11 protein-coding genes are annotated in these 13,625 nt (G+C 69.8%); 8 read left to right on the top strand and 3 right to left on the bottom strand.

Annotated features, from left to right (window positions below; translation table 11 throughout):
* Window positions 1-14: 14 nt before the first annotated feature.
* A complete protein-coding gene (locus ACWD3C_RS06140) occupies window positions 15-197 on the bottom strand; it encodes a hypothetical protein (protein WP_451140595.1) in 183 nt (60 codons plus the stop codon).
* 605 nt (window positions 198-802) lie between these two features.
* Here ACWD3C_RS06140 and ACWD3C_RS06135 point away from each other — a divergent pair.
* The 8 genes from ACWD3C_RS06135 to ACWD3C_RS06100 all read left to right on the top strand — a co-directional run bounded on the left by ACWD3C_RS06135 (window position 803) and on the right by ACWD3C_RS06100 (window position 11,372).
* Window positions 803-4,615, top strand: a complete 3,813-nt coding sequence (locus ACWD3C_RS06135; RefSeq protein ID WP_451140593.1) for a nitrate- and nitrite sensing domain-containing protein — start codon at window positions 803-805, stop codon at window positions 4,613-4,615.
* 9 nt (window positions 4,616-4,624) lie between these two features.
* A complete protein-coding gene (locus ACWD3C_RS06130) occupies window positions 4,625-5,038 on the top strand; it encodes a roadblock/LC7 domain-containing protein (RefSeq protein ID WP_033321189.1) in 414 nt (137 codons plus the stop codon).
* Window positions 5,039-5,141: 103 nt separating this feature from the next.
* Window positions 5,142-5,540: a DUF742 domain-containing protein gene (locus ACWD3C_RS06125; RefSeq protein ID WP_451140591.1), complete on the top strand. Its 399-nt coding sequence runs from the start codon at window positions 5,142-5,144 to the stop codon at window positions 5,538-5,540.
* Entirely contained in the window at window positions 5,521-6,096 is a 576-nt protein-coding gene (locus ACWD3C_RS06120) for a GTP-binding protein (RefSeq protein ID WP_451140589.1), read from the top strand. Before ACWD3C_RS06125 ends, ACWD3C_RS06120 begins: the two co-directional genes overlap by 20 nt.
* A 404-nt stretch (window positions 6,097-6,500) precedes the next feature.
* Window positions 6,501-9,704, top strand: a complete 3,204-nt coding sequence (locus ACWD3C_RS06115) for a nitrate- and nitrite sensing domain-containing protein (protein ID WP_451140587.1) — start codon at window positions 6,501-6,503, stop codon at window positions 9,702-9,704.
* A 10-nt stretch (window positions 9,705-9,714) separates the two neighbouring features.
* Entirely contained in the window at window positions 9,715-10,128 is a 414-nt protein-coding gene (locus ACWD3C_RS06110; RefSeq protein WP_033321188.1) for a roadblock/LC7 domain-containing protein, read from the top strand.
* 97 nt (window positions 10,129-10,225) lie between these two features.
* Entirely contained in the window at window positions 10,226-10,810 is a 585-nt protein-coding gene (locus ACWD3C_RS06105) for a DUF742 domain-containing protein (RefSeq protein ID WP_451140585.1), read from the top strand.
* Complete coding sequence (locus ACWD3C_RS06100; protein WP_026243582.1) at window positions 10,791-11,372, top strand: GTP-binding protein; 582 nt, start codon at window positions 10,791-10,793, stop codon at window positions 11,370-11,372. Before ACWD3C_RS06105 ends, ACWD3C_RS06100 begins: the two co-directional genes overlap by 20 nt.
* Window positions 11,373-11,713: 341 nt before the next feature.
* Here the strand turns inward: ACWD3C_RS06100 and ACWD3C_RS06095 are convergent, their stop codons facing one another.
* Both ACWD3C_RS06095 and ACWD3C_RS06090 read right to left on the bottom strand, forming a co-directional pair.
* Complete coding sequence (locus tag ACWD3C_RS06095; RefSeq protein WP_451140583.1) at window positions 11,714-11,902, bottom strand: acyl-CoA carboxylase subunit epsilon; 189 nt, start codon at window positions 11,900-11,902, stop codon at window positions 11,714-11,716.
* Between the two features lie 57 nt (window positions 11,903-11,959).
* Window positions 11,960-13,543: an acyl-CoA carboxylase subunit beta gene (locus ACWD3C_RS06090; protein ID WP_451140581.1), complete on the bottom strand. Its 1,584-nt coding sequence runs from the start codon at window positions 13,541-13,543 to the stop codon at window positions 11,960-11,962.
* Window positions 13,544-13,625: the final 82 nt, after the last annotated feature.

Here is a 13,625-nt window from a genome sequence, read left to right as displayed (position 1 = left end):
GGTCCGCGCGCGTATTACCCGGCGACGGAGGCGGTGGGGGCCTCCATGAGGACGGTCCGCCGGGGGTTGGCGGTCTGTGAGGGGAGGTCGACGGAGTGCTCCTGCTCCGGCGTCGTGAGTTCACCGGTGTCGGTGAGGTGCACCAGCGTGGTGCGGCGCGGGTTGGCTATGTTGCGGAACATCATCGTCGTCTTCACAGTTGTACGTGACCTCGTCGGTACGGGCGCCGGGCGGGCCGGCGCAACGGGCGTACGGGGGAGATGGGTTGGCAGAGCCAACCCCCTCGTAAAGCGTTCAGGCTAAACATTCAATTCCTGGGCGAAGCCGTGAAGACGGCATGATCGGTGTGTGAGTTTGCTCACTCACTCATGGGCAATTCGGTCAATCCGGACCACTAATCCACCCCGACCAAAAGGACATTGCCCCACTGAAGCGCGCATTCCGCTCCTGATCATGGAGATTGGGACAGCCCGCGCACCCCTGCGACTCGTAGGCATACGCCCGTTATGTACGGGATCAATCTCCACGTGTCGTGACTCCCTCCTCACGAGGTGTCACGTTGGACACACTGTGACCCATTGGCCTTGTTGGAGATCCGGCACTGTGCTGGAATTCCACGGACCGCCGCAGGATCGACCTGGCGCGCAAGGGCGCAACGCGGCGCCGAGTGGCGGCGAGACAGGGGGATCCAGCGCCGGTCACTCACGACCATCAATGGGTGCGCATTCAGGGCGTTCCCACGACGCCGACACCGTCCCGCCGTTCACGCGGAGGGGCGCCTGGTCCAGAGGTTGCGACGCTAGTGCAGGGACGTTTCAAGAGGGATGGCAGCGCTTCGGCGGAGTCGGAGCCGCACGGCGGGACCGACCGCGGTTCCTCGCCCCAGCACGCCCAGAACCCGGGCCCGGCACAGTCCGGCGACGGCGGTGAACGCGGTGAGCGCTCCGGTCGCCCGGGTGCGCCCGCAGCTCGCCCGGGTGCGTCCGCGTCGGCCCCGGCGACTCCCCCCGCGAAGCCCAAGGGCGGCGGAAAGAGCCCCGGGAAGAGCGGCCCGGGTGGCCCCGGCTCGCGAATAGCCCTGCGCAACTGGCGCATCTCGACCCGTCTCGTCTCGCTGCTCGCACTCCCCGTGGTCGCCGCCACCTCGCTCGGCGCCCTGCGCATCAGCGACAACGTGGACGACATCCAGCAGCTCGACAACATGCGGCTGCTGACCGACATGACCAAGCAGGCGACCGAGCTCGCCGACGCGCTCCAGCGGGAGCGCGACCTCTCGGCCGGCCCCCTCGCGCACGACCAGGGCTCCGACGTCACCGTCAAGGGCGTCCGCGACAGGACGGACCAGTCCCGGTCCCAGTTCCTCGAAGCCGTCCAGGAGGCCGACAACGTCACCGCGGACGCCGGACTCAGCGGCGTCCGGGAGAGCCTCGTGGGCCTCGTCGGCGAACTGGGCAACCTCAGCACCATCCGGAGTGACGCCTACCAGGAGGTGGAGAACTCCACCCTGACGGTGGAGGCCTACCACCGGCTGATCACCCAGCTGCTCAACCTCTCCCAGGACATGGCGGAGGCCACCAGCAACCCGGACATGATCCAGCGCACCCGCGCCCTGGCGGCCTTCTCCTCCGCCAAGGAGTACGCCTCGGTACAGCGCGCGACCATCGCGGCGGCGCTGCCCGACAACAAGGACGACTTCGGCGCGCTGTCCGAGAACGACCGGCAGTACGCGTTCTCCGCGCTGAACAGCGAGGAGCTGGAACTCCGCAGCTTCCGCAGCATCTACGGCGAGGACAACTCGGAGGAACTGCTCAAGCCGATCACCGACGGCAGCCCGGTCGTCGAGGCCGCCGACCTCTACGCGGGCCGCGTGCTCAGCGACGAGGACGGTCTGCGGACGCAGCAGAAGCGCTCGTACAAGGACTGGGTCGACGACGACTCCACCAAGATCGAGCTGATGAAGCGGATGGAGAGCCAGCTCCTCGGCGAGATGGAGCAGACGGCCCGCACGCTGCGCAGCGACTCCGAGCGCGAGGCGATCATCTCCGGTGCGCTGATCCTGCTCGTCCTCGGTATCTCCCTCGTCGGCGCCTTCGTCGTGGCCCGGTCCATGATCCGCTCGCTGCGCCGGCTGCAGGACACCGCGACCAAGGTCGCCCAGGACCGGCTGCCCGACCTGGTCAAGCAGCTGTCCGAGTCCGACCCGCAGGACGTCGACACCTCCGTGGAGTCGGTCGGTCTGCACTCCAAGGACGAGATCGGCCAGGTGGCCGCGGCCTTCGACGACGTGCACCGCGAGGCGGTCCGCCTCGCCGCCGAGCAGGCCCTGCTGCGGGGCAACGTCAACGCGATGTTCACCAACCTCTCGCGCCGTACCCAGGGTCTGATCCAGCGCCAGCTGTCGCTGATCTCCGAACTGGAGTCCCGCGAGGCCGACCCCGACCAGCTGTCCACGCTGTTCAAGCTCGACCACCTCGCGACCCGTATGCGCCGTAACGGTGAGAACCTGCTGGTTCTCGCGGGTGAGGAGCCGGGCCGCCGGTGGACCCGCCCCGTTCCGCTGGTCGACGTGCTGCGTGCCGCCGCCTCCGAGGTGGAGCAGTACGAGCGCATCGAGCTGGCATCGGTCCCGGCCACCGAGGTCGCCGGCCGCGTCGTCAACGACCTCGTGCACCTGCTCGCCGAGCTGCTGGAGAACGCCACCTCGTTCTCCTCGCCGCAGACCAAGGTCAAGGTCACCGGTCACGCACTGCCCGACGGGCGGGTGCTGATCGAGATCCACGACACCGGTATCGGTCTGTCCCCCGAGGACCTCGCCGCGATCAACGAGCGGCTCGCCTCGCCGCCCACCGTGGACGTGTCGGTGTCGCGCCGCATGGGTCTGTTCGTGGTCGGCCGGCTGTCGCAGCGGCACGGCATCCGCATCCAGCTGCGCCCGTCCGACTCCGGTGGTACGACCGCCCTGGTCATGCTTCCGGTCGACGTCGCCCAGGGCGGCAAGAAGCCCGTTCCGGGCAAGCCCGGCCAGGGCGCTCCCTCCGGCGGCGGTCCGGCCGCCGCGCAGGCCGCGGCCGGGGTGGCCGCCGCCCGCCGCGGTGGTGGCCAGCCCCTTGGCGGGGGTACTCCGGGCGGCGGCGGCAACGCCGGACGGCCCGGCACCGGCCCGCAGCGCGGGCAGGTGGGCGCCGGCCAGGGTCCCCGGGCCGCGCTGCCCGGCAACCCCGGTGGACCTCGCGGCCCGCAGGGCGGTCCGCCCGCTCCGCCGCAGGGCCGTCCTCCGGCCGGGGCCGGCGTCGGCGGCTTCGGCGGCGGTCAGGCGCCGGGTGCCCCGCAGGGCCTGCAGGCCGCCGGGACCGGTGCCCCGCAGAACTTCGACGACTCCGCGAGCCGGGGCGGCTTCGCCGGTGGCGGCTCGGGGCTGCGGCCGGGCGGTTCGTTCGGTGACCCGGGCTCCGGTGCCGGACGGCCCGAGGGCGATTCCGGTGCCGTACCGCCGAAGCAGCCCAAGGAACGTTCCGGCAGGCGCAGGCCGATCCTCCCCGGTCGCGGTGGTCCGCGGGCCGAGCTGCCCGGCGGCCCCGCGCAGCAGCGCACGCCGAGCTGGAGCGACGAGAACGCGCAGCCGCCGGCGCCGCCGCGTGCCTCGCTGGACGCCCCGCGCGGCCACGAGGAGCCGGACGCCGAGCAGACGTCGCGCATGCCGCGGATCGACGACCGGCAGGGCCCGGGCTCGACCGCGGAGATCCCCCGGGTCGACGACCGCCAGGGTCCTCCCCCCTCGAACGACTTCGCGCGTCCCGATCCGCAGAACACGGGTTCGTTCGTCCGCTCGGACGTGTTCGGCGCCCCCAACCCGCCCAACGGCACGGGCCAGTTCCCGGCTCAGGGCCGCGGCGACGGGCAGGACACCGGACAGTTCCCGGCTCAGGGTTACGACCCCGCCGGCACCGGCCAGTTCCCGGCGCAGGGCTACGGCGGCCGCCAGGACTCCTCGTCCACGGGCCAGTTCGAGCGGCCCCGGGCCGGCGGCGGTCCGGGCGACTTCGGCGGGTCCCGGCCCCCGGCCGGACAGCGTCCGCCGATGCCGCCGCAGCGGCCCGCGCGTCCGCAGGAGCCCGAGGCCCTGCCGCCGGCGGGTCCCGGTGACGGCCGTACCCCCCTGTACGACACGTTGGAGACCAACTGGTTCCACGGTCAGGGCGGCCAGCCCGGTGAGCCCCAGAGCCACGGCAACAGCAATGGCAGTGGCCACGGCAACAGCAACGGCACCCAGCAGCAGTCGCAGGCGCCCGCCGCCGACCGGCGTCCGGCCGCTCCGGCGACGTCCTCCTGGCGTGCCACCCCCAACGACGAACTCGTCCGTCAGGCCGAGCGCGTCCGTCAGCCGTCGGCGGGCGGAGTCACCACCTCCGGCCTGCCGCGTCGGGTCCCCCGGGCGAACCTCGTTCCGGGTACGGCTCAGCAGCAACAGCACCAAAGCGGTCCGCAGGTCTCGCGTTCGCCCGATGACGTACGCGGCCGGCTGACCAATCTCCGTCGGGGCATCGCTCAGGGTCGCCAGGCCGGTACCGGCCAGACCGGCAGCTTCCCGAGCCCCACTCACCAGCAGGAGCGTTAGTTGAGCCAGATGAGCCAGGCAGCACAGAATCTCAACTGGTTGATCACCAACTTCGTGGACAACACCCCCGGGGTGTCCCACACCGTCGTCGTCTCCGCCGACGGCCTCCTTCTGGCGTTGTCGGAAGGCTTCCCGCGCGACCGCGCGGACCAGCTGGCCGCCGTCGCGTCCGGGCTGACCTCGCTCACGGCCGGGGCTTCCCGGATCTTCGAGGGCGGGACCGTGGCTCAGACGGTCGTGGAGATGGAGCGCGGCTTCCTCTTCCTGATGTCCATTTCGGATGGATCGTCGCTCGCGGTCCTCTCCCACCCGGACTGCGACATCGGCCTCGTCGGCTACGAAATGGCCCTGCTCGTCGACCGTGCGGGCGCGGTACTCACGCCCGACCTGCGCGCCGAACTGCAGGGCAGCCTGCTCCACTAGAAATCCGGCCCCACCGAACGCACAAACCGTCCGGCCGCCCTCCCCCCACCGGCCCCGTCAGACGGCACGACTGACCGACTTGCTGTCCCGCCCGGAGGACTCCATGACCCCGCCCACCGCCCATCACGATCCGTACGCAGAGCCGTACGGGGACGAGGGCGACCAGCCGCTGGTCCGGCCGTACGCGATGACCGGTGGCCGGACCAGGCCGCGTTATCAGCTGGCTCTCGAGGCACTGATCAGCACCACGGCAGACCCGGCTCATCTGATGGGGCTGCTCCCCGAGCACCAGCGGATCTGCCATCTGTGCCGTGAGGTGAAGTCGGTGGCCGAGGTGTCGGCCCTGCTGTCCATGCCGCTCGGCGTGGCACGGATCCTCGTCGCGGACCTCGCCGAGGCCGGACTCGTCGCGATCCACCAGCCCGGTGGCGACGAAAGCAACGGCGGTGCTCCGGATGTGACACTGCTCGAAAGGGTGCTCAGTGGACTTCGCAAGCTCTGAACCGGGCCGGGCCACCACGTCCGCGAAGATCGTGGTGGCCGGCGGCTTCGGCGTGGGCAAGACCACGTTCGTCGGCGCCGTCTCGGAGATCAACCCGCTGCGCACCGAGGCCGTCATGACGTCCGCGTCCGCGGGCATCGACGACCTCACCCACACCGGGGACAAGACCACCACCACGGTGGCCATGGACTTCGGCCGCATCACGCTGGACCAGGACCTGATCCTGTACCTGTTCGGCACCCCCGGCCAGGACCGCTTCTGGTTCATGTGGGACGACCTGGTCCGCGGCGCCATCGGCGCGGTGGTATTGGTCGACACCCGCCGCCTCGCCGACTGCTTCCCGGCGGTCGACTACTTCGAGAACAGCGGCCTGCCGTTCGTCATCGCCCTGAACGGCTTCGACGGACACCAGCCGTACAACCCGGACGAGGTCCGCGAGGCGCTCCAGATCGGCAGTGACACCCCGATCATCACGACGGACGCCCGTCATCGCGCCGATGCCAAGAGCGCGCTGATCACTCTGGTCGAGCATGCGCTGATGGCACGGTTGCGGTAGGGAGCGGTAGGGAAAGGCCGACGTAGTACAGAGTCAGTAGCTGGAAACTGATCAAGTCGACTGTGCTGTACGGCAGTTGTCGTAGACGCACCGGCGTCGGCTGTGTCTTTTGACACGGTCGGCTCCGGTGTTCATAACGTTTCGACAGAGAAATGGGGGGGTACGACCACGCGACGCGGTCGACCGGTGTCACTGTGTCGACGAAGGACCCCTCTTTTGCCGGGGCTCGCTCTTTATGACCGTTTTATCTGGGACTTACATCACATGGATTCCCATGTTTCCGGTGTTTGGAGCTGCACAGCCTGACGTGCTGGAATGCCTGAACTGCCCATTAGTCAAAGACGTACAGGGCACAGGAGACACCCGCGGCACAACGGTGCCGGCGCCGAGAGGTTGTTGGTCGAGTGAGGCGAAGCAAGCGCAGTCCCGAGCCATCGGCACGGGGCAACTTCACCCCGCCGCCGCGCGGAGCGGCACCCGCACAAGTGTCCAGCCCGGAGCCCGCGGCGCCGCCCGCGCCCAGCGGGAGTCGTCTCTCTCCGCGCAACTGGCGCGTACCCACCCGTCTGAACGCGATCCTGCTCATACCCGTGCTGGTCGGCCTGGTCATGGGCGGCTTCCAGGTGAAGGGCTCGATCGACACCTGGCAGGAGGCCGAGGACGCGGAGAAGACCGCGCGCCTCGTGCAGGCCGCCCTGACCTACAGTGACGCGCTGTTCAGGGAACGCGACATCACCGCAGCCCCTCTGTTGCAGGGCGAGGGCCAGGACAACGAAACGGTCGTCAAGGCCCGCGCGGCCACGGACGACGCCGCCGACGCCTTCGACGCCGCCGCGCGGGACATCCCGCAGAAGGCCAGCCTGGAGCGCCGCCTGCAGCTGTTCCGCGAGGCCGAGCCCAAGCTGGAGGACGTGCGCGCCGCCGCGTACACCTCAAAGCTGGTCGGTGTGCAGTCCGAGGAGAGCTACACCGAGATCACGCACCCTCTGGCGGAGTTCTCCAACGAGCTGGCCCTCGGCGCCGGAAACATCACCAGCTACGGCCGTACCGTCTACGCCATCTCGCTCACCAAGGCCGCGCTGTCGCTGGAGCGCTCCATCGGCATGCACATACTGATCAGGCCCGGCCCCGGCCAGGGCGGCCTCGCCACCCAGAGCGTCGCGCTCTCCTCGTACGCCTATCTCGAGCGGATCGCCATCGCGGAGTACATCGCGGGTGGTACCGAGGCGGACGCCCAGAAGCTCCAGGACCTGACCGCCGAGGTCCAGGCCGAGGGCGAGCAGCTGGCCAGGCAGGCCGCCCAGGAGAACCCGGACTACGTGCCACCGCCGTCCGACCCCGCCGACATGGTCACGGCCGTCGCCGGGCTGAACTCCACGGACGAGTCGGCCCGCGGCGCGCTCGCCCAGGACGGCATCACGCCCGAGAACTGGTGGACGGTCAACACGCTGAAGTATGACGCCTACCGCACGATCGAGTCGGACCTCACCGCGGGCGCCGTGGCCGAGGCCGCGTCCATCGCCGACGACGCCAGGCAGGACACCTTCGTCACCGGCGCCATCGTCGTGATCGCCCTGCTCGCCGCGTTCATCATCGCCGGGATCATGGCCCGCCAGATGAGCCGCTCGATGCGCCAGCTGCGCAACGCCGCCTTCGGGGTCGCCGAGCAGCGTCTGCCGATGCTGGTCGACCAGCTCTCGCGGACCGACCCCGGCCGGGTCGACACCCGGGTCGCGCCGATCCCGATCACCACCACGGACGAGATCGGCGAGGTCGCCCGCGCCTTCGACCAGGTCCACCGCGAGGCCGTCCGGCTCGCCGCCGAGCAGGCCCTGCTGCGGGGCAACATCAACGCGATCTTCACCAACCTCTCGCGCCGCAACCAGTCGCTGATCGAGGGCCAGCTGACCCTGATCACCGACCTGGAGAACAACGAGGCCGACCCGGACCAGCTGGAGAACCTCTTCCGTCTGGACCACCTGGCCACCCGTATGCGCCGCAACGGCGAGAACCTCCTCGTCCTCGCCGGCGAGGAGCCCGGCCGCCGCTGGGACCAGCCGGTCCCGCTGGTCGACGTGTTGCGCGCCGCCTCCTCCGAGGTGGAGCAGTACGAGCGCATCGAGCTGTCCGGCGTCCCGGAGGCCGAGATCCACGGCCGCGCCGTGACCGACCTCGTACACCTGCTCGCCGAACTGCTGGAGAACGCCACCACGTTCTCCTCCCCGCAGACCAAGGTCCGGGTCACCGCGACCCGGCTGCCCGACGGCCGCGTCATGATCGAGATCCACGACAAGGGCATCGGCCTCACCGCCGAGGACTTCGCGGACATCAACCACAAGCTGGCCAACCCGCCGACCGTGGACGCCGCGATCTCCCAGCGCATGGGCCTGTTCGTGGTCGGCCGGCTGTCCGACCGGCACGGCATCCGCGTCCAGCTGCGCCCCTCGGGCGAGCAGGCCGGTACGACCTCGCTGGTCATGCTCCCCGACGCCATCACCCACGGCGGAGGCGGCGAGCAGCAGCCCCCGCGCGACGAGTTCACCGTCTCGCAGATCATCCCGGAGCAGCAGGTCTACCAGCCCGTCGCCGCCCCGATGCGTACGGCCGCCGAGCTCGGTTTCGACGACAGCCGCTACACCGAGGTCCCGGACGACATACGTGAGCTGGACCCCGTCGGCCGCTCGCTGATGCGCGAGGAGCGCCGCGCCGCCCTGGAGGCCCAGACCACCCCGGACGGCCAGGGGCAGCCCGAGGCGGAGACCCCGCTGTACGGCGACAACTTCGACTCCTCGCAGCAGCCGGCCTACGACAACGGGCAGAGTGCGTACCAGGCCCAGCAGGCGGCGTACGACCAGCGGACGGCGTACGAGGAGCCCCAGCAGCCTGCGTACAACGAGCCGTACTTCCAGCCGGGCGGCGGCCCTCAGCAGAACGACTCGTTCACCGCTACCGGCGGTTACCCCGAGCCCGCCTATGCGGAGCCGGAGCAGGAGGAGCACTCCCACGCCTCCGCGGCCGCTCCGGAGTCCTTCTCGGCCTTCGAAAAGCCGTCCTATCAGGACGACTGGCCGCAGCAGAACGGCTACCAGAGCCCGTACCAGTCCGAGTACGCTCCAGAACCGGAATCTGCGCAGGCCGCTGACGTGACGGAGGCGGACCGCGTAGGCTTCGACCGTCCGGAACCGGCCCCCTCCGCCGGCCACGAGCTGACCGACGCCGGGCTGCCGCGCCGCGGGTCCACCGCGAACGGCACCACCAACGGCCAGCAGCACGTGACCCAGGGTCCGCCCGCGGCCACGGAGAACGGCAGCGGCCCCGACTGGCGCTCGTCCAACGACGAGCGCTGGCAGCAGGCCTCGCAACTCCGGAAGCCCAAGGCGGGCGGGGTGACCTCCTCCGGCCTGCCGCGTCGGGTGCCCAAGGCCAACCTGGTCGAGGGTGCCGCGGAAGCGACCCCGCAGGGCGGCCCGCAGGTCTCCCGCGCCCCCGAGGACGTGCGGGGCAGGTTGAGCAACCTGCGCCGGGGTGTCCAGCGGGGACGCAGTGCAGGCAGTGAAACGAACGGCCAGGGCTTCGGTCCTGACAGCACCTACAACCAGGAGCGTTAGTGTGAGCCCGATGAGCCAGGCGGCACAGAACCTGAACTGGTTGATCACCAACTTCGTGGACAACACCCCCGGGGTGTCCCACACCGTGGTGGTCTCCGCCGACGGACTCCTTCTGGCGATGTCCGAAGGCTTTCCCCGCGACCGCGCCGATCAGCTTGCGGCCGTCGCCTCCGGTCTGACCTCACTGACCGCGGGTGCCTCCCGCATCTTCGAGGGCGGCAGCGTCAACCAGACGGTTGTGGAGATGGAGCGGGGTTTCCTCTTCATCATGTCCATCTCCGACGGTTCGTCCCTCGCCGTTCTCGCACATCCGGAAGCCGACATCGGTCTCGTCGGGTACGAGATGGCTCTTCTGGTGGACCGTGCCGGTACGGTCCTGACACCCGATCTTCGTGCGGAGCTCCAAGGGAGCCTTCTCAACTAACAGACTGACGGTGCGGTTTGACGTCGCGGGGCCGTAAGGTTTCGAGACGCGGCTTCCAGAGTGATGGGTGCCCGGCACAGTCGGAGGAGGAGAGAACGTGGCAACACCCCCAGGCGGTTCGTCATCCGGCAACTGGTCCTACAACCCTGGCCAGGGTCAGGGCCAGGGTGACCAGAACCGGTACAACTTCCCCTCCGCACCGAGCCGGCAGCAGCAGCCGTACGCGCCCTCGGGTCCCCAGGGACCCGGGTCGTCGCCCTACGACCAGCCGCCGGCACCGCGCATCCAACCTGTGCAGCCGCAGCGCCGCACCCCCGAGCAGGCGCCCGCAGGGGCGTCGCACAACCCCCTGGTGCGCCCGTACGCCATGACGGGCGGTCGCACCAGGCCGCGGTACCAGCTCGCCATCGAGGCACTGGTGCACACCACCGCGCAGCCGCACCAGATGCAGGGCCAACTGCCCGAGCATCAGCGGATCTGCAACCTCTGCCGAGAGATCAAGTCGGTCGCCGAGATCTCGGCGCTTCTGACCATCCCCCTCGGCGTGGCCAGGATCCTCGTCGCCGACTTGGCGGAGGCGGGCCTGGTCGCCATCCATCAGCCCGGCGGCGACGAGAACGCCGGTGGCCAGCCAGACGTGACACTGCTCGAAAGGGTGCTCAGTGGACTTCGCAAGCTCTAGCGGAGGGCCTTCCCGCTCCACCACGTCCGCGAAGATCGTGGTGGCAGGCGGCTTCGGCGTGGGCAAGACCACGTTCGTCGGCGCCGTCTCGGAGATCAACCCGCTGCGCACCGAGGCCGTCATGACGTCCGCATCCGCGGGCATCGACGACCTCACCCACACCGGAGACAAGACGACGACCACCGTCGCCATGGACTTCGGCCGCATCACGCTGGACCAGGACCTGATCCTGTACCTGTTCGGCACCCCCGGCCAGGACCGCTTCTGGTTCATGTGGGACGACCTGGTCCGCGGCGCCATCGGCGCGGTGGTATTGGTCGACACCCGTCGTTTGGCGGACTGCTTCCCGGCCGTCGACTACTTCGAGAACAGCGGCCTGCCCTTCGTCATCGCGTTGAACGGCTTCGACGGCCAGCAGCCGTACAACCCCGACGAGGTCCGCGAGGCCCTCCAGATCGGCCCGGACACCCCGATCATCACGACGGACGCACGGCATCGGGCCGACGCGAAGTCGACGCTGATCACGCTGGTGGAGCACGCGCTGATGGCGCGGCTACGGTAGGTGACTGCCGACAAAAGGGGCCCTCTCCGGCTGGAGAGGGCCCCTTTTGTCGTTGCCTGCTGCACAGTTGTGGCTGGGAGGCAGGCGGCGAGAGCGGGAACGCCGGTCGTCCATTGCTGAACCTCACGCCACGGCCCCGCCCTCCCCAAAGGGATGCTGTTGGCGAATCCAGTGCGGGTGGGGGCTGTCGCGGAAGCGTGAACACTTCGGGCCGAAGTGTTCACGCTTCCGAGTCGGGCACCGCCACACATGGTCCACTCGTCGGTCCGCCCACGCCACAGCCCGGACTTCGCCAACAGCGTCCCCAAAGGGAGAGCGGGGCCGTGTACGCGCTCGAAGCCTCAGCGCCAGCTGTGCGGCGCCCGGAAGCCCGGCTCGCGCTCCAGGCGCCGCCAGCCGGCCCGGGCGCGGCCGCGGTGGGCCGGAGTCGACGGGGTGGAGGCCGCGCGGGCCAGGAGGATGGCCGTGAGGGCGGCGACTTCCTCGGGCTCGGCGTGGCCCTTCTCGACGCGGATGTCAGGCAGGTTCATGGGTGTCAGTCTCCGTGGAAGAGGTTTCCGCAGGGGTACCGCGAGGAATCCGCTGGGTTACTGCGGCGGGTTGCCGTGCTTGCGGGAGGGCAGGTCCGCGTGCTTGGTGTGGAGCATGGCCAGCGCGCGGATGAGGATCTCGCGGGTCTCGGCGGGGTCGATCACGTCGTCCACCAGGCCGCGTTCGGCCGCGTAGTACGGGTGCATCAGCTCGGCCTTGTACTCCTTGACCATCCGCACCCGCATGGCCTCGGGGTCCTCGGCCTCGGCGATCTGCCGGCGGAAGATGACGTTGGCGGCACCCTCGGCGCCCATCACGGCGATCTCGTTCGTCGGCCAGGCGTAGGTGAGGTCGGCGCCGATGGACTGGCTGTCCATCACGATGTAGGCACCTCCGTACGCCTTGCGCAGGATCAGTGAGATCCGCGGAACGGTCGCGTTGCAGTACGCGTACAGCAACTTGGCTCCGTGCCGGATGATCCCGCCGTGCTCCTGGTCGACACCCGGAAGGAACCCGGGGACGTCCAGCAGTGTGACGATCGGGATGTTGAAAGCGTCGCACATCTGGACAAAGCGTGCAGCTTTTTCCGACGCCTCGATGTCCAGGACCCCGGCCAGGCTCTGGGGCTGGTTGGCGACGATGCCCACGACCTGGCCGTCCAGGCGGGCCAGGGCGCAGATGATGTTGCGGGCCCAGCGCTCGTGGACCTCCAAGTAGTCGCCGTCGTCGACGAGTTCCTCGATGACCTTGGCCATGTCGTACGGCCGGTTGCCGTCGGCCGGGACCAGGTCCAGCAGGACGTCGCTACGGCGGTCGGCCGGGTCGGAGGACTCCGCGCGCGGCGGGTTCTCCCGGTTGTTCTGCGGCAGCATCGACAGCAGGTAGCGCACCTCGGCGAGGCAGGTCTCCTCGTCGTCGTACGCGAAGTGGCTGACGCCGCTCGTCTCGGCGTGTACGTCGGCGCCGCCCAGGCCGTTCTGGGTGATCTCCTCGCCGGTGACCGCCTTGACCACGTCCGGGCCGGTGATGAACATCTGCGAGGTCTCGCGGACCATGAACACGAAGTCCGTCAGCGCGGGGCTGTAGGCGGCGCCGCCCGCGCACGGGCCGAGCATGACGCTGATCTGCGGGATGACGCCGGAGGCCTTGGTGTTGCGCTGGAAGATGCCGCCGTAGCCGGCCAGCGCGCTGACGCCTTCCTGGATGCGGGCGCCGGCGCCGTCGTTCAGGGAGACCAGGGGGGCACCGGCCGCGATGGCCATGTCCATGATCTTGTGGATCTTCGTGGCGTGGGCCTCGCCGAGGGCGCCGCCGAAGATGCGGAAGTCATGGGCGTAGACGAAGACCGCACGGCCCTCCACGGTGCCCCAGCCGGTGATCACGCCGTCGGTGTAGGGCTTCTTCGCCTCCAGGCCGAAGCCGGTGGCGCGGTGCCGACGCAGCTGCTCGACCTCGCTGAACGAGCCCGCGTCGAGGAGCAGATCGATCCGCTCGCGGGCAGTCAGCTTGCCCTTGGCATGCTGGGCGGCGGTCGCCTTCTCACTGGGGCCGGCCAGCACCTGCGCACGGATCTCGTGCAGCTCCGCCACCCGCCCCCGCGCGTCGGTGGGCTCGCCCGGCGTCTCGTCCAAAACGGTCATGTAGCGACCTTACGAAACTCACCAAGAAAAGCGGGCCGTCGACTCCGTACAGTCTCCGGCGCGTTTTCCTGGTACCCCTGAA

Source organism: Streptomyces sp. NPDC002845 (genome assembly GCF_053591955.1).
The sequence above is the reverse complement of the archived record's forward strand: the minus strand, read 5'-3'. Positions and strand labels throughout refer to the sequence as shown.

What these genes read in the sequence shown, in the direction of transcription:
- ACWD3C_RS06095 (WP_451140583.1), bottom strand. Translation starts at nt 11,902, where the DNA reads ATGAACCTGCCTGACATCCGCGTCGAGAAGGGCCACGCCGAGCCCGAG.
- ACWD3C_RS06110 (WP_033321188.1), top strand. Translation starts at nt 9,715, where the DNA reads ATGAGCCAGGCGGCACAGAACCTGAACTGGTTGATCACCAACTTCGTG.
- ACWD3C_RS06125 (WP_451140591.1), top strand. Translation starts at nt 5,142, where the DNA reads ATGACCCCGCCCACCGCCCATCACGATCCGTACGCAGAGCCGTACGGG.
- ACWD3C_RS06130 (WP_033321189.1), top strand. Translation starts at nt 4,625, where the DNA reads ATGAGCCAGGCAGCACAGAATCTCAACTGGTTGATCACCAACTTCGTG.
- ACWD3C_RS06090 (WP_451140581.1), bottom strand. Translation starts at nt 13,543, where the DNA reads ATGACCGTTTTGGACGAGACGCCGGGCGAGCCCACCGACGCGCGGGGG.